Source organism: Halorubrum aethiopicum, from assembly GCF_001542905.1.
In the GTDB taxonomy this organism is placed as follows: Archaea; Halobacteriota; Halobacteria; order Halobacteriales; family Haloferacaceae; genus Halorubrum; species Halorubrum aethiopicum.
In genome coordinates this window covers 75,055-102,019 of the sequence record NZ_LOAJ01000001.1, presented here as the reverse complement: position 1 = coordinate 102,019, position 26,965 = coordinate 75,055, and the positions used below count along the sequence as shown (strand labels likewise).

Annotated in this window: 24 protein-coding genes and 1 tRNA gene; 6 read left to right on the top strand and 19 right to left on the bottom strand. The window is 66.2% G+C overall.

Annotation, left to right across the window (positions count from 1 at the left end; genetic code table 11):
- Nucleotides 1-508 precede the first annotated feature (508 nt).
- The 8 genes from AXA68_RS00500 to AXA68_RS00465 form a co-directional block, all read right to left on the bottom strand.
- On the bottom strand, nucleotides 509-1,231 hold the full coding sequence (locus AXA68_RS00500) for a M48 family metallopeptidase (protein ID WP_066411358.1): 723 nt from the start codon (nucleotides 1,229-1,231) through the stop codon (nucleotides 509-511).
- Nucleotides 1,221-4,256: an HsdR family type I site-specific deoxyribonuclease gene (locus AXA68_RS00495; RefSeq protein ID WP_066411355.1), complete on the bottom strand. Its 3,036-nt coding sequence runs from the start codon at nucleotides 4,254-4,256 to the stop codon at nucleotides 1,221-1,223. Before AXA68_RS00495 ends, AXA68_RS00500 begins: the two co-directional genes overlap by 11 nt.
- Nucleotides 4,249-5,628, bottom strand: a complete 1,380-nt coding sequence (locus tag AXA68_RS00490; protein ID WP_066411354.1) for a restriction endonuclease subunit S — start codon at nucleotides 5,626-5,628, stop codon at nucleotides 4,249-4,251. Before AXA68_RS00490 ends, AXA68_RS00495 begins: the two co-directional genes overlap by 8 nt.
- On the bottom strand, nucleotides 5,621-7,240 hold the full coding sequence (locus AXA68_RS00485; RefSeq protein ID WP_066411352.1) for a class I SAM-dependent DNA methyltransferase: 1,620 nt from the start codon (nucleotides 7,238-7,240) through the stop codon (nucleotides 5,621-5,623). The genes AXA68_RS00490 and AXA68_RS00485 overlap by 8 nt, the downstream gene beginning before the upstream one ends.
- A complete protein-coding gene (locus tag AXA68_RS00480; RefSeq protein ID WP_066411350.1) occupies nucleotides 7,237-7,926 on the bottom strand; it encodes a hypothetical protein in 690 nt (229 codons plus the stop codon). The genes AXA68_RS00485 and AXA68_RS00480 overlap by 4 nt, the downstream gene beginning before the upstream one ends.
- A gap of 2 nt (nucleotides 7,927-7,928) precedes the next feature.
- Nucleotides 7,929-8,543, bottom strand: a complete 615-nt coding sequence (locus AXA68_RS00475) for a hypothetical protein (protein ID WP_157884763.1) — start codon at nucleotides 8,541-8,543, stop codon at nucleotides 7,929-7,931.
- A 199-nt stretch (nucleotides 8,544-8,742) separates the two neighbouring features.
- On the bottom strand, nucleotides 8,743-10,260 hold the full coding sequence (locus tag AXA68_RS00470; protein ID WP_157884762.1) for a site-specific integrase: 1,518 nt from the start codon (nucleotides 10,258-10,260) through the stop codon (nucleotides 8,743-8,745).
- Nucleotides 10,261-10,446: 186 nt separating this feature from the next.
- Nucleotides 10,447-10,863 carry a hypothetical protein gene (locus tag AXA68_RS00465; protein ID WP_066411340.1) on the bottom strand — a complete coding sequence of 139 codons (417 nt, stop codon included), beginning with the start codon at nucleotides 10,861-10,863 and terminating at the stop codon, nucleotides 10,447-10,449.
- A gap of 126 nt (nucleotides 10,864-10,989) precedes the next feature.
- Between AXA68_RS00465 and AXA68_RS00460 the strand changes: the two genes are divergently transcribed.
- On the top strand, nucleotides 10,990-11,595 hold the full coding sequence (locus AXA68_RS00460; protein ID WP_066411338.1) for a hypothetical protein: 606 nt from the start codon (nucleotides 10,990-10,992) through the stop codon (nucleotides 11,593-11,595).
- A 156-nt stretch (nucleotides 11,596-11,751) separates the two neighbouring features.
- On the top strand, nucleotides 11,752-12,525 hold the full coding sequence (locus AXA68_RS00455; protein WP_066411336.1) for a 23S rRNA (uridine(2552)-2'-O)-methyltransferase: 774 nt from the start codon (nucleotides 11,752-11,754) through the stop codon (nucleotides 12,523-12,525).
- 4 nt (nucleotides 12,526-12,529) lie between these two features.
- Here AXA68_RS00455 and AXA68_RS00450 read toward each other — a convergent pair whose 3' ends face one another.
- The 4 genes from AXA68_RS00450 to thsB form a co-directional block, all read right to left on the bottom strand.
- Nucleotides 12,530-13,156, bottom strand: a complete 627-nt coding sequence (locus AXA68_RS00450) for a dihydrofolate reductase (RefSeq protein ID WP_066411335.1) — start codon at nucleotides 13,154-13,156, stop codon at nucleotides 12,530-12,532.
- Nucleotides 13,157-13,271: 115 nt separating this feature from the next.
- The gene (locus AXA68_RS00445) at nucleotides 13,272-14,288 is read right to left on the bottom strand and encodes an ornithine cyclodeaminase family protein (protein WP_066411333.1); all 1,017 of its coding nucleotides are present in this window, start codon (nucleotides 14,286-14,288) and stop codon (nucleotides 13,272-13,274) included.
- 138 nt (nucleotides 14,289-14,426) lie between these two features.
- On the bottom strand, nucleotides 14,427-15,887 hold the full coding sequence (locus AXA68_RS00440; RefSeq protein ID WP_066411331.1) for a sensor histidine kinase: 1,461 nt from the start codon (nucleotides 15,885-15,887) through the stop codon (nucleotides 14,427-14,429).
- 237 nt (nucleotides 15,888-16,124) lie between these two features.
- The gene (thsB, locus tag AXA68_RS00435; protein ID WP_066418275.1) at nucleotides 16,125-17,774 is read right to left on the bottom strand and encodes a thermosome subunit beta; all 1,650 of its coding nucleotides are present in this window, start codon (nucleotides 17,772-17,774) and stop codon (nucleotides 16,125-16,127) included.
- A 258-nt stretch (nucleotides 17,775-18,032) separates the two neighbouring features.
- On the opposite strand from thsB, the gene AXA68_RS00430 reads away from it, so the two are divergent.
- Nucleotides 18,033-20,549, top strand: a complete 2,517-nt coding sequence (locus AXA68_RS00430) for an extracellular solute-binding protein (protein ID WP_066411329.1) — start codon at nucleotides 18,033-18,035, stop codon at nucleotides 20,547-20,549.
- Between the two features lie 33 nt (nucleotides 20,550-20,582).
- On the opposite strand, the gene AXA68_RS16955 is transcribed toward AXA68_RS00430, so the two are convergent.
- From AXA68_RS16955 to AXA68_RS00415, 4 genes are all read right to left on the bottom strand, one after another.
- Entirely contained in the window at nucleotides 20,583-20,753 is a 171-nt protein-coding gene (locus tag AXA68_RS16955; protein ID WP_198529998.1) for a hypothetical protein, read from the bottom strand.
- Between the two features lie 102 nt (nucleotides 20,754-20,855).
- A tRNA-Ser gene (locus AXA68_RS00425) sits at nucleotides 20,856-20,937 on the bottom strand.
- A 27-nt stretch (nucleotides 20,938-20,964) separates the two neighbouring features.
- Nucleotides 20,965-21,378, bottom strand: coding sequence for a hypothetical protein (locus AXA68_RS17540; protein WP_394326463.1), 414 nt, complete (start codon nucleotides 21,376-21,378; stop codon nucleotides 20,965-20,967).
- A gap of 1 nt (nucleotide 21,379) precedes the next feature.
- Complete coding sequence (locus AXA68_RS00415; protein ID WP_066411327.1) at nucleotides 21,380-21,760, bottom strand: Rid family detoxifying hydrolase; 381 nt, start codon at nucleotides 21,758-21,760, stop codon at nucleotides 21,380-21,382.
- A gap of 93 nt (nucleotides 21,761-21,853) precedes the next feature.
- On the opposite strand from AXA68_RS00415, the gene AXA68_RS00410 reads away from it, so the two are divergent.
- Nucleotides 21,854-22,255, top strand: coding sequence for a DUF7577 domain-containing protein (locus AXA68_RS00410; protein ID WP_066411326.1), 402 nt, complete (start codon nucleotides 21,854-21,856; stop codon nucleotides 22,253-22,255).
- Nucleotides 22,256-22,282: 27 nt separating this feature from the next.
- On the opposite strand, the gene AXA68_RS00405 is transcribed toward AXA68_RS00410, so the two are convergent.
- From AXA68_RS00405 to AXA68_RS00395, 3 genes are all read right to left on the bottom strand, one after another.
- A complete protein-coding gene (locus tag AXA68_RS00405; protein WP_066411323.1) occupies nucleotides 22,283-22,594 on the bottom strand; it encodes an MTH1187 family thiamine-binding protein in 312 nt (103 codons plus the stop codon).
- Between the two features lie 69 nt (nucleotides 22,595-22,663).
- Entirely contained in the window at nucleotides 22,664-23,602 is a 939-nt protein-coding gene (locus AXA68_RS00400) for an alpha/beta hydrolase (protein WP_066411321.1), read from the bottom strand.
- Nucleotides 23,599-24,039 (bottom strand): hypothetical protein, encoded by a 441-nt coding sequence (locus AXA68_RS00395; protein ID WP_066411318.1) that lies wholly within the window; start codon nucleotides 24,037-24,039, stop codon nucleotides 23,599-23,601. Before AXA68_RS00395 ends, AXA68_RS00400 begins: the two co-directional genes overlap by 4 nt.
- A 395-nt stretch (nucleotides 24,040-24,434) precedes the next feature.
- Between AXA68_RS00395 and AXA68_RS00390 the strand changes: the two genes are divergently transcribed.
- Together AXA68_RS00390 and AXA68_RS00385 are read left to right on the top strand one after the other, a co-directional pair.
- Complete coding sequence (locus tag AXA68_RS00390) at nucleotides 24,435-25,664, top strand: DUF4013 domain-containing protein (RefSeq protein WP_066411310.1); 1,230 nt, start codon at nucleotides 24,435-24,437, stop codon at nucleotides 25,662-25,664.
- Nucleotides 25,665-25,767: 103 nt separating this feature from the next.
- Nucleotides 25,768-26,835: an mRNA surveillance protein pelota gene (locus tag AXA68_RS00385; protein WP_066411308.1), complete on the top strand. Its 1,068-nt coding sequence runs from the start codon at nucleotides 25,768-25,770 to the stop codon at nucleotides 26,833-26,835.
- The last annotated feature ends 130 nt before the right edge of the window (nucleotides 26,836-26,965 follow it).

The following is a 26,965-nucleotide window of genomic DNA, read 5'->3' as shown; positions in this document are numbered from 1 at the left end:
GGTTTTGCTCATCACCGGAATTTGAATTATGTTCAGAATTATTATAATATGGGTTTGGGGCCTATTGAGCATCGGTGCGGGCCAGCAGGGTACATCTGAAGATCGCGAACACCCGCTCGTTAAGTGACTATTCTCGTGTGCCATTCGTACCATCTGCTCAGAGATCTCGACAAATCGTAAGGTCAGACAAGTGTTGAACGAAGTTTTCAACACAGTCGCATTCGGCGGTGGTGCAGAATATTTCAAGTTCTTACTCGCTGGATCCCGGTTGCCACTTCACGAATAAACAGATTAGAGAGCTGGCCCAATATCGTTCTACATCGCCTTGGAATCTACTATCACTAACAATAGAGATCCGGCATACAGGGTGAGAAGACTTCTGCACCACCGTCACAAGTATTAGGCTATCTATCCGCCGATCTGTGGACGCCAGATAGTTATCGCCATCTCAGACAGAGATAGTTCATATAAAGAGAGTGTGACCTTCCGGGAACTAGAGCGAGTTGCATCACAAGTCGTCCTCGGTGAAAATGAGCTTTGAGCTGTTCTCGGTAAGCCAGTCAACGTGTTCCTCATAATTGGGGTCATACCGACCAACAATATTCCAAAACTGGCGCGTGTGATTCTGTTCGCATAGATGTGCAAGTTCGTGGATGACTACGTAATCAATCACGTCATCAGGAGCCATTATGAGTCTCCAGTTGAAGCTGAGTGTCCGCTGTGGCGAACAGCTGGCCCATCGAGTTCGCTGGTTACGCAGTTCCAACTTGCCGGGATTGACATCCATCTCGTCTGCGTAGTGGTCGATTCGGGTCTCGAATACCGACCTCGCCTCCCGACGATAGAGGGTCTCCAGCGTAACCTGAATTCCAGCTTCATCCACGTTATCGCTGGCGAGGACGAACGCGTCGGGGGCAACATACGATCGGTCAACGGCCCTGACCTCAACCGGAAGGTCTCGACCCCGGTAGGGAAACGTCTCGCCGGGCTCGAACGAGCGTGACGGTGCCTGCTCTCGATGGGCTTCGTAGTCGCGCCATTTCTCCAGCACCCACTGGGCGTTGTCCTCCACGAGTTTCTGCGGGTCGATATCGCGGCCTGTCGGCAGAACGACCGTCACACCGTGAATGTCGACGTCGATCCGTGGCTGTGTGGCGTCGTCGCTCCGCCGCACCTCGTAGTTGATCGTCTCATCGAAGACCCGGAGCGAACTGCTCGTCTCACTCGGCATTTTCGACGAGGTACTCGATGGTCTGCTCAAGGAACTGGTCGTCCTTCGCGAGCGCGACCTTCCCGTGTTCCTTCGCCAGCCGACGGATGAGGAGCCGGCGGATCTGCTTGCGGGTCTCAGTGTGCGTCTCCCAGCCGTCGAACCGGTCGATCTCCTCGTCGAACTGCTCCCAGAGGTCGGTCGCGATGCGCTCGGCTTCGTCATCGTCGGCGACCTCCCCGTCGTAGCTCTCCGTCAGCTCGGAGTAGATGGCGTGCTCGGCCTCGTTCAGGCCGTGGTCGTCGAGGGCGTCCTCAAACTCGATGACATCCCGCTCCACGCGTTCGAGCTTCTCGACGGCCTCCGGGTCTTCGAGTTCGCCGCGCCGCCACCGGTCGACGATATTCTCCAGCTTCTCGCTGAGTGACCGGTACCGGGGATTCTGGTCGACGCGGGGCTGGAGGTGCTCCCGAGTGGCGTGCTCGATCGCGTTCGCCTTCGCCGCGGGCTCGGTCATCTGGTCGACCTGCTGGAGGTGGCGCTCGCCGAGCTTGTAGGTCTCGTAGTAGGACTTGATCTGCTCAATCTCGACGTTGTCGGCGATGATCTCCTTCGTCTTCTCCCGCAGGTTCTCCTCGGGGTTCTCCTCCCGGTTGTTGTTCCGTCGGAAGGCCACGTACACGTTGGTCAGCCACTTGTAGTCGTCCTGAATCCCCCGCTCGACCAGCTCCTCGTCCGGCGAGAGGGTCTCGTAGAGATCCTGCAGCTCGCGGTACCCCTGCTTGAAGTCGCGCTTCGGCTGAGACTTGCTGAGCCGGGCGAGGCACTGGTTCAGCGTCTCCTGCCGGTTGTCTCGCGGGATTCCGTCGAACAGCCCCATAAGGTCGTCGACGAGCCGCTCGATGTCCTCGAACAACTGCTCCCGGTCGCGCCTGATCTCGTCCTTGACGTCCGACCCATAGTCGAGCGCGTCGTCGAGGTTGGCGTAGACGCCCTGATAGTCCACGATCTCCCCGTTGTGCTTGCCGTCGGCCGGGCGGTTCGTCCGCGCGATGGCCTGCAGGAGGTTGTGGTTCTTCAGGTTCCGGTCGAGGTACATCGTCTTCAGCACCGGCGCGTCGAACCCCGTCAGGAGCATGTCCACGACGACGAGCAGCTTCGGATCCGCGTCGGGATCCTTGAAGTCCTCCACGATGGCGTCCCGCTCCTCGGGCGTCGTGTGGAACTGGCGGACGGTCTCGGGGTCGTCACCGGTGCTGGTGTACAGCACCGCGACCTCCTCGGGGTCGTAGTACTTCTGCAGCTCCTCGCCGTAGATGGCCGCGGCCTTCCGGCTGGGCGTGACGACCATCCCCTTCCAGTTGTTGGGGCGCACCGTCTTCTCGAAGTGATCGATGATGCCCTTCTGGTCGCCGGCCCAGACGACCTCCTCGACGCGGGGCCGGAGTTCTGAGATCTCCGTGGTGGTGAGGTACTTCTCGATGACATCCTGCCTCTCGTCCATCGAGAGGTCGGCGAACTCGCGGTCGAACTCGGCGTCGATCGCCTCGGCGTCGATGTCCCACTCCATGTCGTGCCGCAGGGTGAAGTGGACGGGGAGGATCAGGCCGTCGTCGATTCCCTCGCCGATGGAGTAGTAGTGGAGGTACAGCTCCTCGGGCTTGCCCTCGGGCCGGTAATTGGCGAAGGTGTCGCGCTCGGACTCGCGCACGGGCGTCCCAGTGAATCCGAAGTGGAACGCGTCTGGGAGCGCGGCGGCCAGCCGGTTGCCGAGATCCTTCTCCATGAACCGGTGGGCCTCGTCGGACATGACGACCGTGGGCTGCTCCCGCTGCAGGTTGGACTCCACGTCCTCGAACTTCTGGATGGTCGTGACGAGGAGTTCGCTCTGGTCGATCTGGAGCCGGCGCTCGAGGTGGTCGATGCTCTTGGCCCGGGTGAACTGCTCGAAGTGACCGAGGTTGTTGAGCGTCTGGGCCATCTGATCCTCCAGATCCTTCGTGTCGACCACGAGGACGACCTTCGGGTGGTCGAGGACGCCGCGCTCCAGCAGCATCCGGGCGGCGTACAGCATGGTGAACGACTTCCCGCTGCCCTGCGTGTGCCAGATCAGCCCCCGGCGCATCTCGGGGTCGGTGCGGCCCTCGCGCACGCGGTCGACGATGCGGTTGGCGGCGTAGTACTGCATGTACCGCGGGATGATCTTCGCCGTCCCGCCGGTGCGGTGCTCGTAGAACACGAAGTTGCGGAGGACGTCCAGCAGGGTCTCGTGGTTGCACATCGCCAGCACCGGCTCCTTGAGCGGGTTGGCCTCCTCCTCGCCGACGCGGTACTCCGGCGGCGTCTCGTCCTCGTCTGCCTCCCACGGCATGTAGAACGACGAGGACGCACCGACGGCGCCGTAGCGGTACGCCATCGAATCAGCGGCGACGTTCCAGAGGTTCGGGACGAACAGCCGAGAGACGTCTTCCTCGTAGTCTTTGAGGTCGCTGATGGCGTCGTAGTAGTCGTTCTCCTGCGCGATCGACTTCAGCTCCATCGTCACCAGCGGAATGCCGTTGACGAACAGGTTCACGTCCGGCCGGATGGAGTTGCCTCCGCGCTTCACGCGGAACTCGTCGGCGGCGACGAAGCGGTTGTTCTCGATGTCGCGGAGGTCGACGAGGCGCACGAAGATGCGCTTCGTCTCCTTGCCCTCCTCGCTCGTGACGGCGAACCGCTTTCCGCGGACGAGCAACCGGTGGAACTCCTCGTTGGCCTCCACGAGGTTGGCGCTGTCGTGAGAGAGATCGCGCCGGAGCGAGGTCAGGAAGTCATCGACGTTGTCTTCGGTGATCTGGTCGTTGTCGCCGACATCCGAGTCCACGAGCCACTCGCGGAGCATCCCGTAATAGATAACCTCTGTCGGGTCGCGGCCGTACTTTTCGTCAAGCACAGCCGCCCCCTCCGCAGTATCGATCCCGAAGGTCTCGTATCCAAGTTCACTTGCCCAACGGAGGATGTCTAATTTAACACCTTCTTCGTCAGGCGCTGCGGTTTTAGACATATTCAGTTACCTCTTTTAGAGTCTCAATCTGACTCTCACTCACCCGCTTATCTCCTTTGAGCAGCTCTTGCAAGAGGCCCTGTTTTAGTTTGGATAATTTCGACGCATTTTCCCGGTGAGTGCGAACCTCACTCTCAGCATTATGGATGACCTCTTTGATCTGCTCCTGTTCATGCAGAGGCGGAACAAAGATTTCGAACTTCTCTATCGCTGACTGAGTCAGATTCTGCTGGTGCGTTCCCGCACCAAGCGCAACGAGCTGGTTCTTCCGATGAACGAGTTGCTGATGAAGGAAGTAGGGGTCGATCTTGTCTTCGTCAACAACAATTCCACAGCACGCCTGATTCATCGCCGCTTCCATTCCAAGACGACCGTTCTGCCCCAGAGACCCACCATACATAGCGAAAATAACTGTCCCCTCCGGGAATAACTTCGCAGCGGAGTTCTCGAGTCCAGTTTCGGTGATCTTGGTCTTTGTTTTAGTAACTGCCTCCCCATTCAGGTCATCAGTTTTCACCCACGGAATTTCACCCGCATAGTATTCCTCGTTACTGGTATCTGGAGTTCCTCCCGATCCAATACGAGTTGCTACTTCCCTCACCGTAGCTAGTTCCCAGTCCGCTGGGATAGATCCGTATTGGGTTTCAACGAACTCGTCATGATCATTGAACCCTGTGTGTAGGAAGTCCTGCATCAGGCCACGTTGAATTCGTTCTGATTTTTCTGCAATCTCGGTACTGTTCTCTATCGCGAGATCAAGATTGTAGAGAACAGAGGCTATCGATTGCTGTTCAGCCATCGGCGGCATAGCCACATCTAGCTCCCGACGGAACACATCAAACGGAACTCGCTGGCGCCCCGTCGAGCCGCGCATCCGCGAGATGGCGTAGTTCCGAACGGGGTGGGATTTTGCAACGTAGTAAAGGTACAGCGGGTGGATGTGCTCCCGGTCGGGCGAGAGGACGGCGTACTCGGTGGAGCCGATGCCGACATCGGTGTCCATCTCGTCAATGAAGGCCGCCTTGCCGTTCTCCGTGCAGGGCGTGATGCGGGCGAACAGGGTGTCGCCCTCGCGGAAGAGCTTCCCGCTGAAGTCCGCCGCCTTGCGCTTTTTGGAGTACTTCGGGAACGGCAGTTCGGTGTCGAGGGCATCCATCTCGATGTACGTGACTTCCTCCTCCTCGGGCGTGTACGAGGGGTTAACGTCGTAGACCTCGGAGCCCTCGACTAGCTCCCATCCAGAGGGGACGATGCCCCAGAAGCGGCTCTGCGGCGCCTCGGTCGCCACGGCGCCACCGTCGACAGCTGTCTCGGCAGCGTCGGTCGTGGGCGAATCGTCGGTCTGCTCAGCGGGGATGTCGTCCTCACTCATAGTTGAGAGCCTCCATGTGCTGGTCAAGTCGGGCTTCGATGTCGGCTCGCTCCTGCTGGAGTTCGCGCAGGTCGGCGAGTTCTTCGGCGACGTCAATGTCCTCTTCGGGTTCTGTCGTGTCGACGTACAACGCGATGTTGAGGTTGTAGTCGTTCTCCCGGATCTCTTCGCGCTTGACCGTGCGGCTGACCTTCTCCTCGGTCGTCCAGTCGTGGTAGTTGTCGACGATGTGGTCGACACCGTTCTCCGTCAGCTCGTTCTGACTACTGTTGGAGACGTCCCGATAGAACGGCTCGTCGACTGCGTGGTTGTCCGCCGCGTGGAGGAACAGGACTTCGTCCTCGCGCTCCTCCGGCTTGTCCTCGTTCAGCACGAGGATTGACGTCGGGATGGAATTGTTCTGGAAGAGGTCGGCCGGCAGGCCGATGACCGCTTCCACGAGGTTGTGATCCCCTACCATCGCCTCCCGGTACCGCTGTTCATGCTTGCGGAACAGCACCCCGTTCGGGACGACGATAGCGGCCCGACCAGTCTCGTTGAGCTGCTCGGCGATGTGCATGATGAACGCGTAGTCGCCGCGGTCGGCACGGGGGAGCTTGTCCGCCCAGTCGAAGCGGCCGTACGGATCGTCCTGCAGGCCATCCTTGTCCCAGTTGGCCGAGAACGGGAAATTGGCGAGGACGTAGTCGAACTTCTGCAGCGTGGTGTCGTCCTCGGTGAACAGGGGTTCGCTCAGCGAGTCCTGACGCCGAACCTCGCCGTTGAGGCCGTTCAGGAACAGGTTCATCTTCGCGATGGACGCGATGTCGGGGTTGACCTCCTGCCCGGTCATCGTGAGCTTGGAGGGGTCACCGTCCTGTTCCTTGCGGAAGTGATGGGCCGCTTCGATGAGGAAGCCAGCCGAACCGCAGGTCGGGTCGTGGAACGTGTCGCCCGCCTCGTAGGGCGCAAGTAGCCGCACCATCATCTGGACGATCTGCGGCGGCGTGAAGAACTCGCCCCCGTCCCGCCCCTCCTCGGACGCGAAGTGCCGCACTAGGTCCATGTACGCCTCACCAAGCATGTCGTCGGGAAGCCGCTCCTGACTCAGGTTGTGCGTGCTGAGGTGTTCGACGAGTCGAACGAGCTTGCCGTCGGACTCGGCGAGCGCGTCCGCGGCCATGAAGTCCGAGCGGAACACCCCGTCGAGCTGGTCGGGGTTCGCGTTCTCGATCTCGGTGAACGCCTCGTCGATGAACGACGCGACGTTCTCCTTCTGGCTCCGGAGATCCTGCTCGGCGTCCTTCCCCTCCCACTCGTACCCGTCGGGGAGCGCGTCGTCGTCGGCCTCCCACAGGTACCCCTCCGGGATCTGGAAGTCGTGGAACGCCTCGTCACGAGCCAGTTCGGGATCGTCGAACTCCTCGAGGTTCTCCGCATACTCGTCGACGAAGGTGTCGCTGATGCTCTTGTAGAACACCAGCGGGAGGATGTAGTCCTTGTAGTCGGTCTTGTCGACCGTGTTGCGGATGATGTCCGCGCACTTGAAGAGGTGCTTCTCTAGCTCCTCGGTCGTCAGGCTGGTCGTCGGCTGGCTGTCCGTGAGCGTCTGCTGGCTGGGATCGTCAGTCATGCGTTGTTGGTGAAGTAGGTCGCGATCGTTGCCGCCGGCGTGTCGCCGGGGAAGTACTCTGCAACGTCTGCGTGTGCGTCCGCGAGCGCATCGAGGCCCTCATGGACACGGTCGAGCGCGACGGCGAGTTGAAGCAGGGGCCGCACGGAGTCCCACGCCGGATCGTCCCGGCCCGCGAAGTCGGGGTGGGTCACGATGTGGGTGGCCGCGCTCCGCACCAGTTGGTCGGCGTGGAGCATCACCTCGCGGATCGTCTGGATGCGGCTGTCGTCGAGCCCGTCGACGAGGGCCGCAACGAGGATATCGAGGAGCAGGTCGTTGTCCTCGAACATCTCGCGCAGACCGCGCTTGGTGGCCGTACGCGTCTCGTTGTACGCGGCCACCTCCTCCTCGAACCGGCCGGAGGCGGATTCACGGGCGAGGTACCGGTCGACATGTTCCCGGTAGAGCGATAGCAGTTCGGCCTCGACGATCTCGTAACGGCGGTCGTCTCTTTCGCGAACGAGGCCAGTATCGACCAGCTTGCCGCAGTTGTTGGAGATGGCACCCTTGGTGACCGGAAGGAGATCGTCGAGGTCGCTTTGCCTCGGCGGCTTGCCCTCGCGGAATTGCATTTTGGCAATCCCCGCAACGATATCAGTCTGCGTGCGCCCCTCGCGAGCGTCGAGAAGTGAGGTTGCCGGCATCCTCATTCCTCGTACTCCGCGGCGAGAGCGGCGTGCGCCGCAGTTCCGTTGAGATCGGTGATGACCACCTCGACGACATCACCCTCCTCGTACCCCGTGGCGTCGTCGACGTCCACGAACGTCTGTACTTTCTCCAGTTTCCCGCGGAGCGTCGGGTTCGGCCCTCCCTCAATCTCCTCGATGAAGAGTTCCCGTTCCTCGCCTCGGTCGAAGGGGATCGAAGAGTCCTGCGCATCTACGTGGGCCTGCTTCTCATCCAGCAAGTCGGGGTTGAGACAGGCCTCGACAGCGTCGAGGCGGGACTCAATTTCATCCGCTCGATCTTCGAGGGTTCCGACCTCCTCCTCGACTGTCTGTTCTAGTTCGGCCACGTTCGCAGTCAGTTGCTGGAGGGCGTTACCAAGATCGTCTATCTCAGCCCGAAGTTCGTCGGTTTCGTCCCCCAGTTCGTCGATGCTCCCGCCGAGAGCGTCGACGCGGGCGGTGAGCGTGCGAAGATCCTCGTCGATCTCCGGGACGGCCGAGCAGAGAAGCGCAATAGTCTCCAGCTCGGTGGAGAGACTGTCGAGGCCTTCCGCTCCCAACCCGCTTCGACCGCCGAGACTTTGAGCGCTCATCACGTCATCAAATTGTTCCTACACCCACTTAGTACTTTTGTATGCCATTTCTCTCTTCTATTTCTAAGAGTTTAGCAGTACTTACTATCCGCTACTAGCCCCGAATACGCCATTTATGGCAGGAATCGGCGGAGTTGCAGAAAAGTAACTGGGGGCGCGATACCCTTCGAAATGAATCCGCTATCAACCCAAATGGTCGTCAGCTTTCGAGTTCGCCCGGCTCAATACGTCTGATTTCCGCGGCATGGGGATGCTCTTCGACGTGCTGTTGGTCGATCCCGCTGATGTTGTCGTAGATCCACTGTCGATCATCGGGATCCTCGATCGACCGATGGTATGTCTCCTTCTGCTCTTCCGCAAGTTCTCCGTCAACCTTGCTTCGGACTGCACCCCCAATCATTCCGCTCAGGAGCACGCGTTTCACGTGGTCGAAGAGGTCGGGAACCAGTTCAGCAGCGTTGGCTGGCGGTAGCTCTTCGCGATATTTCTCCCGAACCGGATCATCCTCGTCGGTGATGCCGCGATAGATGCGCCACCAGCGTGGGGGCTCGTTGCGCTGCCGGAGCGAGCATTTCGGGCAGTACTCCGCATCTATGTCCACGATGGTGCCGCAACGAGGGCACTCCCGGTGTTCGACGCTGTCGCCGTCGTCCGTCGGCGCGAAGCCGTGCTTTCTCAAGATGCGTTCGGCCTCGTCGATCTCCGTGACGTGCTCATATCTCCCGTGCATCGGGGTGCCCTCCTCCCAGTCGAGTATCTGCTCGATGTCTTCCTTGCTGTACTTGTCGGAGGCCCGCATCTCGCTCGCGCGACCGTGCTTGAAGGTGTGCGGGCTGATGTGTTCGGCATCGATCTCTTCGGTACGACGAGCGATTCGCTTGAGTTGCTGGTGAACGCTGTGTGGGTGCAGGTGTTCGGAGGGATCATCTTGCGGGCGGATCCCGTGGAAGAGAGGAGCCTCGGGATCGTCGGACAGCTCGTGCTCCGATAGCCAGTTGTCCAAGTACCCGCGTGCGAACGTGATGGGTTTCGCCGAGTGCTCGGCACCCTTGAGACCGGTGACATAGGCGCCGGGAACTTGGACGACGCCATATCCCTCGCCCTTCGGCTTCCAGTGCTTGATCTTCAGGGCGGCGAGGGCGGTGACGCGACAGCCCGACTCCCAGAGGACGGTGTACATCGCCTTGTCGCGGATGCTTTCGCCGTCGATGAGCGCAAGCAAATCCTCGCGGCTGGGAACTGTCTCGATATCTACGGCGGCGTTTTCCAGTCCGACCTGCGGATAGTCGATTTCCGTGGCAGTCTCGACTCGGTCGTGCGCGAGAAAGTGGTTCCGTACGGTCAGGCAGTAATCTCGCTCGTTGCTTCTTGCCCAGTCGCGTTCGATGGACATCTCGGTGATCAGTTCGGTCACTTGCTCGGGCGTGAGATCGAGGAGACGGTCGGGATAATCGTCGCGTCCCTCGCAACCCGTCCACGTCGTACCCTCGTACTCCACCTCGTCCAGCCCCTGCAGTTGTCCTGCAAGAATGCGGAGATCCCGAGCGTTGTTGCGGATGGTCGCCTTGCTCCACGACGGCTTGGTGCGCTGGTTTGGCTTCGGGCTCGCGATGTTCCCTCGCCGCCCCTTCCGGACAGTCTTCAAGATGTCCGAGCGATTTGGTTCTCGAACGGTGCGCCGAACGCGTTCCACCTGCCGATCAGTGTATTCCTCCACGCGACCGGGGTCACTCCCACTGGGCATATCGGCCCCAGCGCCCACACGACAATAAATGCCGGCATAGAATCTCTAAAGCTCTCTAAGGCTTTCTTCTATCAGAAAGCGAACGGCGATAGAACCGCATATCATACGACCGGTTCGCGCGGATGCCCGCCATCGAACTGACGAGTGCTTGATGCCCTGCTAGTCTTGCTCGTGGTTCTCGGCCAACATTGCGTTGAATAGGACGGCCATATCTCGGTTGCGCGTTTCCGTTCCGCCAACCAGCGTGGCTGCACTCTGATCCATATCCGCAACCAGTCTCTCTACGCCCTCCTGCGGATCTTCCCATACGTCGTTTTCAATGAACTGCACGCTGGATTCGCACGCCGAGATCATCAGCCACCTTGCGACTACCTCGGTATCCACTTCATCTCTCACCCCGTATTCGGAAACAAGCGAGACGGCCGCATTCTGTGCGGCCTCGAAGAGTTCGTTGATCGTTGCGGGCGACACCCCAAGATCATCGAGTTCCTGACGCGCCTCCGCTACGCTCTCGTACGGAGGTGAGTTTCTCTCCCTGTGCCACCGCTGCTCGCGATAGTCGCGTTCGTTGCACACACCAACTCATACCGAGGGCGAAAAACTTGAAATTCCGCTTTCCAGAGTCTGAAAGTCCGTAATAGTCTTGATCTGATTGCTTGAGTCCGACGGCAGTTCTATCACAGCCACGACTCTTGTGAATATATGGAGGACGCCCTGTCGCTTGACGTGTTCACTGAGGCCATCGCTGACGCAGTACCGGCAGTCGACCGCAACACAACTGGGCAGTACGGCGATGGGCTCGGGTCAGAAGACGAGGAACGTCAGGTGGAGTTGCTGCTTGACCATCTCCGCGAGACGGACGACCGCTACGAAGAGGTCAACCGCGAGGTGCCATATCCTGATAGCAGCGAGAAATGCGATCTTGTTCTGCCGAACGGGATGCCCATCGAAGCGAAACTGATCCGCTACTGGCGGGCGAACGGCGATCCGGAGCCCGCTATGTACGGCCACGTCTTCAGCCCGTTTCACCAGAACACGCTACTAACGGATGCAAGCCGACTTCATACGTCGGAGTTCAGCGGACGGAGTGGGTTGCTCGGCCTGTTCTACAAGCGTGGCGACGATGATCCAGAGACGGTGGAGGCGCTCCCGGAGCGGTACACGGCGAGGGAGATCGCCGAGAAGCTCGTGGGGGATATCGAGCACTGGTACGAAATCGATGCGAGCGTGTGTTGCATCGCCGGTTTTGACGGACTCCGACATAACGTCCACAGACAAGGTGCAGTTATCTCGTGGATCGTTGAGTAGGCGCGTATCGATGTATTAGCTGCTACGGCTGGCGGGGTCGGCACCGCCGACACCATCCGATGTCCCTTTCCGGTTCGACGGCGTCTTGTCTTGTATGAACGCGAATTCGCCGGCAGTTCCTGCGCGGAACATGTCAAGGAATTTGGTGAAGTACGCATGACAGACCGGGATATGTACTACAACCGATCGAAACAGCAGGGGTACCGGAGCCGCGCCTCCTACAAGCTGAAACAGCTCGACGAGGAGGCGGACCTCCTCTCGCCGGGCGACACCGTCGTCGACCTCGGAGCCGCGCCGGGCGGCTGGCTCCAGGTGGCCGCGGAGGCCGTCGGCGAGGCCGGCACCGTCGTCGGCGTCGACCTCCAGCGCATCGACGACCTCGAGGAGCACGACGTGGAGACGATCCGCGGCGACATGACGGAGGAGCGCACCCGCCACTACCTGCGCGAGGCGGTCGGCGAGGGCGGCGCGGACGTCGTCGTGAGCGACATGGCCCCCAACATGACCGGCGAGTACTCGCTGGATCACGCCCGCTCGGTCCACCTCGCCCGCCAGGCGTTCGACGTGGCCGAGGAGCTGCTCGCGCCCGGCGGCGACTTCGTCGTGAAGGTGTTCCAGGGCGAGGACCTCGACGCGTTCCGCGACGAGGTCGCCGGGGAGTTCCAGTACGTCCGGACCGTCTCGCCGCCCGCCTCGCGCGACTCCTCCTCCGAGGTGTACCTCGTCGCCAAGGGGCTCACCGCCGCCCCCGTCGAGGAGGGCGACCGGATCGAGGTCACCGTCGAGGAGGTTGGCGACGAAGGCGACGGCATCGCGTACGTCGAGGGGTACTCGCTGTTCGTCGGCGACGCCGCCCCCGGTGAGACCCTCGAGGTGGTCGTCACCGACGTCAAGCCTCGGTTCGGCTTCGCCGAGCGAGTCGAGGAGTGACGCGTCAGTCGCTCGCCGGCCGCCGCCGCCACTCCCGCAGCGTGAACCGGTCGTGGTCGGTCTCCGCGGCCACCTCCCACTCCGTTTCGTCCCACTCCGGGTACCGCGTGTCCCCGTCGTAGCTCCCCTTCACGTGGCTGAGCGCCATTCCGTCGAGGTGCGGCTGGAACAGCCCGTATATCGCCCCGCCGCCGAGGACGTAGACGGCGTCGTCGGCCGCGGCAGGTCCCGTCGATCGCGGCGGAATCGGGTCGAGATCGTCCGTGACCGGGTCCGCTTCGCCCGCGACCAGGTCGGTCTCGTCCGGCCTCGAACCGCTTTCGGCGTCGTCCGCGGACTCCCCGGCGTCTGCGACGATCTCTCGAGCCGCCTCGATCGCCGCCTCGACGCCGTCGACGACGACCGCGGTCGGTACGTCGACGGACGACACGCTCCGGCTCACCACGATCTGGCGGCTCCCGGGGAGGTCGTCGCGCATCGAGTCGAAGGTGCGCCGTCCGAGGATGACGGGGGAGTCCGCGACGCGCTCGCGGTACTGGCGGACGTCGGCCTCGATATGCGGCCAGGGGACCTCGCCGTCGCTCCCGATGACGCCGTTTTCCGCCACCGCCGCGACGCTGACGAGTCGCATACCCGTGTCTGGAACGCGACGGTATAAAATCACGCGGCCGGGGACGGGGTGTCGGGCCGGTCGAGTCGATCGATCCGGTCGAACCGGTCGAGCCGGCCGAACCGCCGTATGCCCGCTACTCCGCGAGGCCGAGCAGGTCGAACGGGTAGCCGTTGTCGTTGTCGTCGGCCTCCTCGTAGACGACGCGGGCTGCCGCGACGTCCTGGATCGCGAGGCCGGTCGAGTCGAAGACGGTGACGCCGGTCACGCCCTCGTCGCCCGTCCCTCTGGCACCCGCCCGTCCCGCGCGGTTCCCGACGACGATCTCGCCGATCTCGCCGTAGATGTCGTCGTCGCCGAGGACGCCCGCGGCGTACGGGACGTTGATCTCGCCGGAGTGGGTACACTGCGCGTGGTCGTCGATGACGACCGTCGCGTCGAGAAGGAGATCGTCGGCCAGCTCGTGTTTGCCCTCGGCGTCGGCACCCATCGCGTTGACGTGGGTGTGCTCGCCCACGTCGTCGGGGCCGACGATCGGGTCCTCGACGGGGGTCACCGTCGAGAGCACGTCGCAGTGGCCCGCCTCCGAGATGGAGCCCGCGCGCACGTCGAAGCGGTCCTCGAAGGCGTCGATGAAGTTCGCCACGCGCTCCTCGTCGAGGTCGCTCACGACGACCTCCTCGATGTCGCGCACCGCGGCGATCGCCTCGAGCTGCGTGTACGCCTGGACGCCCGCGCCGACGATCCCCATCGAGCTCGCGTCCGGGACCGCGAGGTGGTCGGTGGCGACCGCGGCGGCCGCGCCGGTCCGCTTCATCGTGAGCTCCGTCCCGTCCATGATCGCGAGCGGGAAGGCGGTCTCCGGGTCCGAGTAGATCATCGTCCCCATCACGGTCGGGAGGTCGTGGTCGGCGGGGTTGTCCGTGTGGACGTTCACCCACTTGATCCCGGCGGCGTCCCAGTCGCCCGCGTCCATGTAGGCGGGCATCGACCGGAAGTCGCCGTTGTACTCCGGGAGGTCGATGTACGACTTCGGCGGCATCTGGGCGTCGCCGCGCTCGTAGGCGGCGAACGCGCCCTCGACCGCCTCGATGACGCGATCCATCCGCGCGTTCTCGTCGACGTCGTCGCCGTTGAGCAGCAGCGTCTGCATGTCGCAACTCTTACCGGAGGGGTACTTATGCGTGCTGAAGCAGTCCGGTGCCGAGAACGGGGAGGTGACTCCGGTGGCGACCCGGGGACCGCCGGCGCGGGGTCGGGCGTCCGGCGACTACGGCCCGAAGTTCGGCGACTACGGCCCGGAGCCCGCCGCCGCGGGGTCGTCGCCGTCGGCCGTCTCGAGGTCGGTGCCGGTGATCTCGAACCGGGCACCGCCGTCGGACCCCGTCGCGATCTCGATCTCCCACCCGTGTGCCGTGACGATCTGATCGACGATCGCGAGCCCGAACCCGGTTCCGTGTTCGGACGTGGTGTGGCCCCGTTCGAAGACGGCCTCGCGCTCGGACGGGGGGATTCCCGGCCCGTCGTCCTCGACGTAGAACCCGTTCCCCGCCTCGAGCACGCCCGCGGTGACGGTCACGGACTCGCCGCCGTGATCGAGGGCGTTGCGAAACAGGTTCTCCAGTGCCTCCTCGGTCCGATCCGGGTCACACCGGAGCGTTCCCGATCCGACGATCTCGAGGGTCGTCTCCGGCAGGAGGAGGTTCTCGCTCGCGGACCGGACCAGCGACTCGAACGCGATCGGCGACCGCTCGTCGATCGCCGCTCCCTCCTTCGCGAGCGCGAGCAGATCGTCGATGAGATCGCCCATCTTCGCGAGCGCCCGAGCGGCGGTCTCGAGGCGCGGATCCTCGCGGTTCTCCCTCGCGAGGTCGACGTTCCCGTCGGCGACGTTCAGGGGGTTACGCAGGTCGTGCGCGACCGTCGACGCGAACTGCTCCAACTGCTCGTTCTTCTCGACGAGGCTCGCCTCGTAGTACTTCCGGTCGGTGATGTCCCGGCTGAACCCGCTGATGAAGTCGACGTCTCCCCGTTGGTCGGTGACCGGGGTACACCGCGACTCGACCCACGACTGGAGCTCCGCGGAGGTGTTCACGCGGTACTCGATCCGGACGTACTCTCCCTCCGAGGCGCGACCCATCGCCCGCTCGACGCGGTCCACGTCGTCCGGGTGTATCCGCTCGAGGAACGACCGCGGCTCCGACCGGAGCTCCTCGACCGGCTGTCCGAAGACGGACTCGTACGCGGAGTTGATGAAGTGGAGCTCCCGCCAGTCCGCCGAGAAGATCCACAGCGCGTCGTCGGTCGCCTCGGCGACGGACCGGAGCTGTCGGGACGTCCGGTCGATCCGTCGCTGGGTTCGCTCGTGGTCGACCGCCGAGAGCACCTTCCGCGCCAGAAGCGGCGAGGGGTCGCCGATGGCCCGGTGGATGACGTAGTCGGTGACGCCCGCGGAGATGGCCTCGCTCGCGACCTCCTCGTCGCCCGTCTCGGTGAAGAGCACGAACGGGATCCCGTCGTCGTCCTCGCGGACCGACCGGAGGTAGTCGAGACCAGTCCGGCCCGTCATGTGGTGGTCGCTCACGATACAGTCGACGTCGTGACGCGAGCGAACCCGCTCCGCCGCGTCGACCGACTCCGCCGTCCGAACGTCGACCCGGTCCTCCTCGCGCTCGAGCCGCCGAGCGACCAGCTCGCGGAGATCGGGGTCGTCGTTGACGTAGAGTACGGAGACGTCCGTCGCTCCGGTCATTATCGTGAACTGTCGTCGTCGACACAAGACGCTTCGGGATCGATTATCAACTGCCGTAACGGCTCGCGAGACGGCGGGCGAAAGAACGGAGCGCGTATCGATGGGGCCGTTCGGCGGAACGCGGTTCGACGGGGGATCGGCGGTGGACGGAGTCGCGTGAACGGTGCGGACCGACGCTCACGTCGAGCGCGTCGGGCTCCGTCCTGACGGTCTATGGAGATCTGTCTCCGACAGATTTCACATAGCGCCGCCCATGCCGCCCATACCGCCCATGCCTCCCATGCCGCCGGCGCCGCCCTCGTCGTCGTCGCCGGAGGTGGAGAGGTCGCCGGCCGCGATGATGTCGTCGATCTTGAGCACGAGGTTCGCGGCCTCGGCGGCGGAGGCGATCGCCTGCTCCTTGGCGTGGGCCGTCTCGACGACGCCCGCCTCGAAGGTGTCCTCGACCTCGCCGGTGAAGACGTTGAGCCCGGCGTGCGCGTCGCCCGACTCGTGGGCCGCACGGAGGTCGACGAGCAGGTCGATGGAATCGAGCCCGGCGTTCTCGGCGAGGACGCGGGGGATCAGCTCGAGCGCGTCGGCGAACGCCTCGACGGCGAGCTGTTCGCGTCCCGAGACGGAGTCCGCGTAGTCGCGGAGCCGGCTCGCGAGCTCGACCTCGATCGCGCCGCCGCCGGGGAGCGTCCGGCCGTCCGAGACGGTCGTCGCGACCACGTCGATCGCGTCCTCGATGCCGCGCTCGAGCTCGTCGACGACGTGCTCGGTGGAGCCGTACAGCAACAGCGTCGCGCCGTGGGGGTTCTCGCCCTCGACGTAGAACAGCTCCTCGTCGGCGTCACGGCTGACCGAGCCGACCGCGACGTCGTCCGCCGAAAGCGAGTCGAGGTCGGTGACGATCGCCGCGTCGAGGACGTTCTTGAGGAACTTCATGTCGGACTTCTTGGTCCGACGGACCGCGAGGATGCCCTCCTTCGCGAGGTAGTGCTGGGCGAGGTCGTCGATCCCCTTCTGACAGAAGACGACGTCCGCGCCGCTCTCGACGATCTTGTCGACCTTCTCGCGGAGCTGCTCCTCCTCCTGGTCGAGGAACTTCTGGAGCTGGTCGGGCGAGTCGACGTTGACGGAGGTGTCGACGTCGGCCTCCTCGACCTCGATGGCCTCGTTGAGAAGCAGGACGTTCGCCTCCTCGAAGTCCGTGGGCATGTCGTCGTGGACCGGGTCCTTGTCGACGACCGCGCCGGAGAGCAGCCGGGACTCGCCGGCCGAGCGCCCGGTCCGCGTCTCGATGTTCAGGTTCTGGAGGTCGACGACGTGCGAGCCGTCCTCGGCCTCGACGGTGACCTCCTGGATCGCGCGGACGACGAGGTCCGCGAGGACGTCCTTCTCGAGCTCCGCACCCTTGCCAGTCATCGACGTCTCGGCGACGTTCTTCAGCGTCTCCGTATCGTCGGCGTCGACCGGGGTGGCGACCTCGTCGACCTGTTCGCGGGCGTACTCGCTCGCGAGGTTGAACCCCTTGATCACGGCGGTGGGGTGGATGTCCTGCTCGAGGAGGTCCTCGGCGTTCTTGAGGAGCTCGCCCGCGATGGCGACCGCGCTCGTCGTGCCGTCGCCGGCCTCGTCCTCCTGGGTCTCGGCGACCTCGACGATCATCTCGGCGGTCGGGTTGTCGATGTCCATCGTCTGCAGGATGGTGACGCCGTCGTTCGTGATGGTGACGTCGCCCATCGAGTCGACGAGCATCTTGTCCATCCCCTTCGGTCCGAGCGTCGAGCGTACGGACTCGGCGACGCCGCGCGCCGCGGAGATGTTGTACTCCTGTGCGTCCTTGTCCTTGACGCGCTGGGCGTCGTCGCCCATGATGATCATCGGCTGACCCTGCTGCATTCGCTGGCTCATACAGCGTCCGATTGTTTGTGATTCTATATAAACCCATCGCAACCGACTCCACCGGCGCGAACCGCGGAGGCGAACGCTCCGACGACGAAACCACCGGACAGCGAGCCCACGGATCGGGGATAGTGTTGACTATTCCCATGGGTTTTCCGCGGCGGCCGCGACCGCGAGAGGGACGCTTTATAACCTGGGTATCAGCCGCGAGATCGATGCCCACCCGTTATTAGGCGGCACCGAAAACGACGGCGTATGGACAGGTTGGACGGTCCCGTGGAGGGACGGAACGGCACGTGGTCGGTCGGCGACCGCGTCGGGCGGACGCCACGGTGGACGACGTATCGCGGAACGGACGAGGAGGGGACTCCCGTCGCGATCCGGACGCCGACCGGGACGGTCCCGAGCGACCGGCACGACCGCTTCGACGCGCTCGCCCGGCAGTGGGGGACCGTCGACGAGCGGCGGACCGTCCGCGGACTGCTCGACTGGGGGACCGACCCCGAGCCGTGGGTCGCCGTCGAGTACGTCCCCGACGAGCTCGAGGCGTGGGCCGCCGGAACCTCCCTCGAGACCGCGCGGGCGTGCGACCCGCGGACGCGGGCGGAACTCCTCTTCGACGTGTGCGAGGTCCTCCGGACCTACTCGCGGTACGGCTCGACGCCCTGTCACCTCGCGCTCCACCCCGACTGTCTCTCCTTCCGGGTCGACGCCGACGGACCGGTCGCGGTCGTCGACGACTGGGGACTCAGCCGGCTCGTCGAGGACCCCCCGACGACCCCGTACACCGCGCCCGAGCAGCTCGAGGGCGACCACGCCTCGAAGCGGACCGACGTCTACCGGATCGGCGCGCTCGCGGCCGCGGCGCTCGGCGACGGCACCCCGTTCCCCGGCGTCGACGCCGACGACCCGGCCGCGCTGGCCGACGCGATCCGCGCGGGCATCGACGCCGACGCGCTCGGCGACGACTTCCCCGAGGGGGCCGTGCGACCGGTCGACCGGGCGACGGAGGGCGATCCGGCCGACCGGTACGCGACGACGTACCCGCTCGGACGGGACCTCCTCGACGCCGTCCCGACGGTCGACACGGGCGACCGCGAGGCGGACGCGCTCGCCGCGACCGTCGCGCCGACGCCCGAGGAGCCGGACGACGGAGAGTCGGATGCGCGGGCCGAGGACGCGGCCGCGGGTGCCGCCGCGGCCGCGACGGGCGACGACGGCTCGGATGCGGCCGACTCGGACGACGAGCCGGCCGAGGCTATCGCCGGAGGCGGCGGCGGGTCGGGAGGTGCGGGCTCGACCGACGGAGACGGGGGTTCCGACGGAGGCGGCTCCAGACGGTCGTTCCTCAAGTACGGGATCGGCGCGTTCGCGCTCGCCGGCGTCGGGGTCGGTGGGCTCATCGCGATGGATCGCAACGAGCCGGCGCCTCGGGCGATCGAGGACGGAACGGGAACGTCCGGCTCGGACTCCGGATCCGGGACCGATACCGGCACCGAGTCGGAGATCCAGTCCGAGCCGGAACCGGAAGAGGAGGCGGCGACCGAGATCACGGGCGGGACCGTCACCGTCGACGCCCGGTACTACCAGTGGCTCGCGGACCTCCCGGGGGCGATCGACGAGTCGGACGTTCCCGACGCCGTCGACGTGGAGGTCCGTTCCGACGACGACGGCACCAGGCCGATCGGCGAGATCCTCTCCCGGGTCGAGGCCGGCGAACCGAAACCGGACGTGTTCCTCGTCAGCGGCTGGGAGCTCGGGCAGGTCTTCTCGAGGAACGCGACCGAGCCGCTCTCGGCGCACGCGGACGCCCATCGGATCGGCGAGGTGATCGACGAGACGTTCCCCGCGCTCGACGTCGTCGCGCGGCACCCCGGAGACGGCGAGGCACACGCGCTGCCGTACTCGTTCATGCCACAGGGGGTCGTCTACCGGCGGCCGCGGTTCCGGGAGGCCGGGATCGACGACGAGGGATGGATGACCGAGCCGCCGACCTGGCCGCAGTGGTCGCAGGCGGTCGCCACCGTCCGGCAGAACGCCGGCTTCGTCTGGAGCGGCCGGCCGCAGCGACTCCCGTCGACGTTCACCGGCGTGCTGGCCGGATTCGGCGGGTCCTTCTACGAGCGGGGGGACACGGCGCCGGCGAACGACGCCACGGTGACGATCGGGGACGAGTCGGGGGTTCGAGCGGCGAACGTCCTCCACGACCTCGCGCTCGGGGGCGGCAGGGCGGAGCCATCGATCGAGCAGACGTCCACCGAGGAGGTGCTCGAGTACGGCTTCGGCGAGGTCATGAACCGATTCCTCGGCGGGGACGCCGTCGCCGCGCTGCTCCCGCTCACCGTGGCGGTCGGGCGGGCGGGCGACGTGGATCCCGAGGCGCTCGGCGTGATGCCGCTACCCGCGGGCTCGGCGGGGTCGCGAACGACGCTGTACGGCCAGTACGTCGTCGTCAACCCCAACACGGAGCTGCTCGGCGAGGCGCTCGCGGTCGCTCGGGGGTTCCGGTCGGAAGCCGTCGGGTCGCTGCTCGTCACGAACGGCCGGCTCCCCACGATGAACGGGGACCCCTTCTCGCTGGACGCCGCGGCGTCGTCCCCGTACGCGCCACACGAGCCGGCGATCCGGTTCATGGCCGAGAACGGCGTCCACGAACCGCCGACGGAGACGTGGTTCGGAGAACGGACGAGGATCGGCGAGGTGCTCCGTCGGGGGATCACTGACGATCCGAGGGCAGCACTCAGCGAGCTGATATCGATCCTCGGCGAGTAACAAGAGAACGGTTCGACCGGACCGTCGGGACGCCTACTCGGCGGCCGGCTCGCCGGGCTCGTCGAGATACTCCGAATCGACCGTCTCGAACGTCGGCTCCGGCGGTTCGTCGTCGGCCTCGAGTTCCCGTCGGGTGAGGTGGTTCTCGAGCTGCTGGCGCTTCCCTCTCCCCTTCCGTTCGCGTCCCGATTTCGTGTCTGGCATCGTCACCCGTGTCAACACCTCCCATACATATGAAGGTTATGTAGGTCCGTTGAAACCCGTCGGCGCCGCTCCGCTCCTCGTTCGTCGTTGCGACAGCAAAAGCGCCAGGAGAGGGATTTGAACCCCCGATCCCGGAAGGGAACACGCTTTCCAGGCGTGCGCCTTACCACTCGGCCATCCTGGCTCGTCCGGAGGTAATCCGGTGAGACTGTTAAGTCCTTCTTTTCGACCCCCGTCGAGCGATCCGGTGTTCCGTGAGGTACGCCACCACGAGGGTGCCGCCGGCGACGACCGCGGCCGTCCCGAACAGCCACGCGTACCCGAAGGGGAGCGAGCCGTCGACGAGGAGGTATCCCTGGGCGGCGACGAGGAACGCGAACCCGCCAACCGCCCCCCAAAGCGCCGCCGAGCGTAGTCGGTTCCGCCGCGTGGCGATGACGCCGGGCGCGTCGCCGGGATCGCCGTCGGCGAGGTCGTCGTCGGGGCGGTCGCTGACGGAGGGGTCGCCGTCAGTGTCGACGGCGGCCGCGGCGTCGGTGCTGGCGGCGGAGCGGTCGCCGCCGATGTCGTCGGTGTCGGCGGCGGACGTGTCGTCGCGGTCGGGCTCCTCGCCGCCCCCGCTCATCTCACTCCACGCTCGCGACGGCCTCGATCTCGACGCCGACGCCCTTCGGGAGCGCGCCGGCCTGGACCGCCGACCGCGCCGGCGGCGCGCGGTCGAAGTAGCTCGCGTACACCTCGTTCATCTCCTCGAAGTCGTCGATGTCGCCGAGGAAGACGGTCGTCTTGAGCACGTCCTCCGGCTCCGCGCCGGCCTCCGCGAGGACCGCGAGCAGGTTGTCGAGCGCCTGCTCCGTCTGCTCGGCGATCGGGGCGTCCTCGAGGAGTTCGCCCTCCGGCGTCAGCGGTATCTGTCCGGCGGTGAACACGAGCTCGCCGTTCGTCGTCGCCTGGCTGTACGCGCCGACCGCCTCCGGGGCCGCGTTCGTGTGGATGATCTCCGACATGCGTCGACCCTTCGACGCGGATCACTAAGTGTGTCGGGAACGCGGCCGATCCGACCGCCGAGCATATTAGCGTGGAGTGCTAACGTTACACACATGTCGGTGGCACTGCTCGCCGCGCTGCTGGCGGGGATGCTCCTGATCAACGTGGCGGTCGCGTGGACGCTCGCCCGCCGGGACCGCGGCCCCGGTGACGCGCCCGACGCGGAGGGGCGACCGCCGGACGACGATCCCACCGGGTTCGACGCGGTGCTCGCCAGGCGGGGGGCTCGAGAGCGATCCGCGGACGGCGACGACGACGCGCTCTCGCCGTCCGCGGATCCGTCGGCTGACGAGCCGCCGCCGCTCGAGGCCGACGGCGAGACGGTCGTCTGCGGGAACTGCGGCGCGAGAAATCGATCGGGATACCGCTACTGCCGCTGGTGTGTCCGGTCCGCCCTCGTGGACGACGGGCGGGGCCGTGGCGACGCGGCCGGAGCCGCCCGTCGGCCGCTCTGAGCCCGTTAGGGGTCCGTCGGGAGGACGTCACCGCTCCCGTTTCGCCTCGCGTCCGAGGTGCTCCTCGACCGCCTCGACCTTCCGGTCGGCCGTGGTCTCGACGGTCCGTTTGTCGTCTATCTTCAGGAACGTGGAGACGCGGTCGCCGTCGACCGCTCGGTGTGCGGCCCCGACGGCGTCGAGCAGCGTGTCGACGTCGTCGGCCTCGATGGTGGTTCCCATCGGGTTCGTCTCGTAGCTCACGTCGAAGTCGTCGAGGGCCGCCACCGCCTCGGCGACCTCCTCGGCCATGCTCCCCTCGATCACCGGTGCCACGCTCAACAGGGCGACGACAGTCATGGGCGGGGGTACGCGACTCGGCGGAATAAATGCCGTACCCGATCGCCGCTCCGGACGGGGTCCCGGCCACTACCCGTCGAGCGCGTCCCGCAGGAACGAGAGCTGGTGGCCGACCGCCGGCTCGAAGTCCGCCCCGAACGGCGAGAAGTGGTCGGCGGGCATCGAGACGACGGTGCCGCGTCGGAGCTCCTCGGCGGCTCCGCGGACCGACTCGATCGGGACGATGGGATCGTCGGTACCCGCCAGAAGCAGCGTCGGGGCGGCGATCTCCGCGAGCCGCTCGCCCGGCCGGTAGGTGACGAGCCGCAGCAGCGACCGCGCGGGGGTCTCGTTCCGCCAGGCCGACTCCCGGTCGACGAGGTCGAGGTAGCCGCGCTTCGTTCCCGGCTCGGTGATCGCCGCGAGCTCGTCGACGCCGCCGACGATCGGGACCGATCGGCCGCGACCGAACCGGTGACCGAGCAGATCGCGGAGGCCGGCGAGCCCCGAACGGACGAGGTACCGGCCGCCGCGGGCGGAGGCGACGGCGCGCGCGTCGAGCAGGGGCGTCACCGCGATCACGGCGTCGACGTCCCGGCGCTCGGCCGCGAGCGTCAGGACGTGCCCCGCCGACAGCGACGCGCCCCAGAGGACCCGGTCCCGACCGACCGCGTCGACGCGCTCGAGGCGGTCGAGCGCGCCCGCGTAGTCGGCGCGCTGTCGACCCGGATGGACCGACTGGGAATCGCCGTCGGCGTCGCCGAACCCGCGGTAGTCGAAGCAGAACGCGGCGTAGCCGGCGTCGGCGAACCGCTCGGCGACCGCGGGGTAGCCGAAGCTCCGCTCCGCGCCGAGACCCGGAGCCATGACGACGGCCGGCGGACCGTCGTCGTCACCGCTCGGGAGGTACAGCGTCCCCCGACAGGTCTCCCCGTCGACGTCGAACGAGAGGTCGCGCGTCGAGAAGCGCTCGCGCGGCGGCCGGGCGAGCCGTCGCTGGGCGCGGTTCACCGGGTCGCGTCGGGTCACGGCGTCCGGTCCTCCTCGATCTCCCCGCCGTTCGATCCGTCGTCGCCGCCGTCGCCGTCGTCGCGCCCGCCGCCGTCCTCACCACCCTCCTCGACGTGCGTGAGCGTTTCGAGGACGCGCGTCGAGAACTCGGTCTCCGTCAGTTCGTCCGCGAGGAGGCCCTCGAACCAGGCGGGCTCCGCGGTCCACGTCCCGAGCGGGTCGCCCGGCGACCGGACCACGGTCGCCTCGACCCGGACGGGATCCCACGCGTCCGCCTCCGCGCGGTCGATGAGGGCGTTCAGCGCCCGGCCGATCTCGCGGCGGTGGACCTCGCGGCCGGGGAACGCCGTCATGTACGTCACCTCGAGGGGATCGCCGGCGTCGATCGACTCGACGCTGATGCCGTAGCTTCGGAGGGTCGGTTCGACCCCGCCCGTCGGCTCGTCGTCGCTCATACCGGAGGGTCGGCGGGACGGGATAAATCGGTACCGGCGCACCGCTCCCGGAGCGGTTCGAGCGGGAACGCGGTCGAGAACGCGAGCGGAAAGCCGCTGACGGGGGCCGTCGGTGGCGACGGCCGATATCGGCTCTGTCAGAGGCACACGATTGTCCCGCGCGGCCAAGACCACCTACTCCATCCTCGGGCATAAACGCTCGGTGAACGATGTTTCAGTCATCTGTTTTACAGACGGCGACCGCCGGCCGCCGCCGACCCCGTCGCCGGCTCCGTACGACTCCGTCCGGTTTCGTCCGGTTTCGTCCGCCGGCGACCGCTCCGCTCGACGCGTCCCGTCGCCCGCGCCCGCGCGGCTCCGACATGATTTATACGCCTTCCGCGGGAACGATCGGTATGCTCCGGGCCGCGCTGGCGACGCCGCTTCGATCCGAGGACGCGGCCGGGACGCTCGTCATCGGGACGGTCCTGACGCTCCTCGCGTGGGTCGTCACGCCGCTTTGGGTGATCGGGACGCTCTCCGTTCCCCTTCTCGTTCTGGTCGCGCCGCTCGCGCTCGCGCCGGCGTTCGTCGGCCGCGGCTACCTCCTGCGGGTGGTCGCCGCCGGGATCGAGTCGGTCGACGGATCCGGGTCGGACGCCGGATCCGGGTCGGACGCCGGGATCGGCCCCGCGGCCGACGCCTCCCCGAGGGCCCCGCCCTTCGTTCGATGGGGGCGACTCTACCGCGACGGGGTCGCGTCCGCGCTGCTCACCGTCGCGTACCTCCTCCCGCTCGTCGTCGGGCTGGCCGCCGTCGGGATCGCGGGGGCGTTCGTCGAACTCGGTCGCGTGGATCCGACGCCGCTCGCGGAGTCGGTCGCTGGAGCCGACTCGGGGGGAACCTCCGGCGTCGAAGCGGGCGTACCGCCCGTCGCCCCGGTCTACGGGATCGTCGGCGCGTTCGTCGCCGTCGTCTCGCTCGCGTACCTCGTCGCGTTCGCGTACGTCAGGCCGGCGGCGCTCGCCGCGCTCGCCGCGACGGGCCGGCTTCGCGACGGACTCCGGCCGACCGCGGTCGGTCGCGTCGCGCTCTCGGGCGAGTACGCGGTCGCGTGGTCGCTGGCCATGGTGACGCTGCTCACGGGGTACGCCCTCGCGGGGCCGTTCGTTCCGCTCCTCGTCGGGATCGGCGGGGTGTTCGCGGTTCGGATCGTCGTCCACACGCTGTACGGTCTCGGGGCGGGAGACGCGATCGACCGCGTCCGATCGCCCGTCGCCGTCGACGACGCGGACGTCGACGCCGATCCGAGGAGTTCCGACGAGTCGGCGGCCGGGTCGACCGCCGTCGAGGTCGCCTCCGGGATCGCCTCCGAGGTCGACCCGGCGGTCCAGACCGGCCGGACCGTCTCCGGCGGAGCCGCGGCCCGGGTTCCCGAGGCGGTCGGCGCGGTCGACCTCGACTCCCTCGTCGACGGTGGCGGTGACGGGGACGGCGATCGCGATCGGGCAGCCGGCGACGACGACGACGATCGCGACGGGATCGGTCCTGCCGCCGACCGCGACACCGCCCCTGCCGCCGACCGCGACGACACCGGCGAGCGCGCGGACGGCGACGCGGCCGACGCGTTCGACTGGGGGCCGTGACCAGTCCGCGAGCTCCGTGCCCGGTCGGCGACGCCGCCGACCGCGGGGCCGCGCGACCGACGCGGAAGCCAAGAGTTGATACCCTCCCGATCGAACCCGGCGTATGCGAATCTCCGAGCGGGGCTACGGCGAGGAGGGCCGAGAGCGGCTCACGCTCGTCCCCGAGAACGTCGACGACCTCTGGCACCTGTCGCACGTCCTCGAACCGGGCGACCGCGTCGAGGGCGACACCACCCGCCGGATCCAGCGGGACGACGACCGGATGCGGGACACGGGCGGACAGCGCGAGCACCTCTTCGTGACTCTCGAGGTCGACGACGTCGAGTTCGCGCGCTTCGCCAACCGGCTGCGCGTCTCGGGCGTCATCGTCGCCTGCTCGCGCGAGGACCAGCTCAACGCCCACCACACGATAAACGTCGAGGAGCACGACGAGATCACGGTCGAGAAGCACTTCAAGCCGGACCAGACGGAGCGGCTGGAGGCGGCGACGGAGGCCGCGGAGAACCCCGACGTCGCCATCGCGACCGTCGAGGAGGGCGCCGCGTACGTCCACACGGTCCAGCAGTACGGCACCGAGGAGTACGCCTCCTTCACGAAGCCGACGGGGAAAGGGGAGTTCTCTCGGCCGCGCGAGGAGCTGTTCGCGGAGCTCGGCGAGGCGCTCTCCCACCTCGACGCCGACGCCGTGATCCTCGCCGGTCCGGGGTTCACGAAGCAGGACGCCCGCGACTACATCGCCGAGGAGCACCGCGATCTGGCCGACCGGATCAGCGTCGTCGACACCTCGGCGGCCGGCGACCGCGGCGTCCACGAGGTGCTCAAACGCGGCGCGGTCGACGAGGTGCAAAAGGAGACGCGGATCTCCAGGGAGGCGAGCCTCATCGACGAGCTCACGGAGAACATCGCGACGGGCGCGAAGGCCACCTACGGCCCCGAGGACGTGGCGGAGGCCGCGGAGTTCGGCGCGGTCGAGACGCTGCTCGTCGTCGACGACCGGCTCCGGACCGAGCGGCAGGGCGAGGGCGACTGGGAGATCGACGTCAACGAGGTGATCGAGTCGGTCGAGCGACAGGGCGGCGACGTGGTCGTCTTCTCCGCCGACTTCGCCCCCGGCGAACAGCTCTCGAACCTCGGCGGCATCGCCGCGATCCTCCGATACCGGCTCCAGTGAGACGGGGGTGAGATCGTCGACGACCGACGACCGACGGCGAATCGCACGACGACGAATCGCACGACGACGAACCGTACGACGACGAACCGCACGACGAGGGCGAGCCGGTCTGACGCTCGGTCCGGCGTCC

Bases quoted from the DNA above. Each gene is read 5' to 3' on its own strand.
- AXA68_RS00440 (WP_066411331.1), bottom strand. From the start codon at position 15,887: ATGACCGGAGCGACGGACGTCTCCGTACTCTACGTCAACGACGACCCC.
- AXA68_RS17540 (WP_394326463.1), bottom strand. From the start codon at position 21,378: ATGAGCGGGGGCGGCGAGGAGCCCGACCGCGACGACACGTCCGCCGCC.
- AXA68_RS00490 (WP_066411354.1), bottom strand. From the start codon at position 5,628: ATGAGTGAGGACGACATCCCCGCTGAGCAGACCGACGATTCGCCCACG.
- AXA68_RS00405 (WP_066411323.1), bottom strand. From the start codon at position 22,594: ATGACTGTCGTCGCCCTGTTGAGCGTGGCACCGGTGATCGAGGGGAGC.
- AXA68_RS00455 (WP_066411336.1), top strand. From the start codon at position 11,752: ATGACAGACCGGGATATGTACTACAACCGATCGAAACAGCAGGGGTAC.
- AXA68_RS00460 (WP_066411338.1), top strand. From the start codon at position 10,990: ATGGAGGACGCCCTGTCGCTTGACGTGTTCACTGAGGCCATCGCTGAC.
- thsB (WP_066418275.1), bottom strand. From the start codon at position 17,774: ATGCAGCAGGGTCAGCCGATGATCATCATGGGCGACGACGCCCAGCGC.
- AXA68_RS00450 (WP_066411335.1), bottom strand. From the start codon at position 13,156: ATGCGACTCGTCAGCGTCGCGGCGGTGGCGGAAAACGGCGTCATCGGG.
- AXA68_RS16955 (WP_198529998.1), bottom strand. From the start codon at position 20,753: ATGCCAGACACGAAATCGGGACGCGAACGGAAGGGGAGAGGGAAGCGC.
- AXA68_RS00415 (WP_066411327.1), bottom strand. From the start codon at position 21,760: ATGTCGGAGATCATCCACACGAACGCGGCCCCGGAGGCGGTCGGCGCG.
- AXA68_RS00475 (WP_157884763.1), bottom strand. From the start codon at position 8,543: ATGAGCGCTCAAAGTCTCGGCGGTCGAAGCGGGTTGGGAGCGGAAGGC.
- AXA68_RS00485 (WP_066411352.1), bottom strand. From the start codon at position 7,240: ATGACTGACGATCCCAGCCAGCAGACGCTCACGGACAGCCAGCCGACG.
- AXA68_RS00430 (WP_066411329.1), top strand. From the start codon at position 18,033: ATGGACAGGTTGGACGGTCCCGTGGAGGGACGGAACGGCACGTGGTCG.
- AXA68_RS00500 (WP_066411358.1), bottom strand. From the start codon at position 1,231: ATGCCGAGTGAGACGAGCAGTTCGCTCCGGGTCTTCGATGAGACGATC.
- AXA68_RS00445 (WP_066411333.1), bottom strand. From the start codon at position 14,288: ATGCAGACGCTGCTGCTCAACGGCGACGACGTCGACGAGAACGCGCGG.
- AXA68_RS00395 (WP_066411318.1), bottom strand. From the start codon at position 24,039: ATGAGCGACGACGAGCCGACGGGCGGGGTCGAACCGACCCTCCGAAGC.
- AXA68_RS00495 (WP_066411355.1), bottom strand. From the start codon at position 4,256: ATGTCTAAAACCGCAGCGCCTGACGAAGAAGGTGTTAAATTAGACATC.
- AXA68_RS00385 (WP_066411308.1), top strand. From the start codon at position 25,768: ATGCGAATCTCCGAGCGGGGCTACGGCGAGGAGGGCCGAGAGCGGCTC.
- AXA68_RS00410 (WP_066411326.1), top strand. From the start codon at position 21,854: ATGTCGGTGGCACTGCTCGCCGCGCTGCTGGCGGGGATGCTCCTGATC.
- AXA68_RS00480 (WP_066411350.1), bottom strand. From the start codon at position 7,926: ATGCCGGCAACCTCACTTCTCGACGCTCGCGAGGGGCGCACGCAGACT.
- AXA68_RS00390 (WP_066411310.1), top strand. From the start codon at position 24,435: ATGCTCCGGGCCGCGCTGGCGACGCCGCTTCGATCCGAGGACGCGGCC.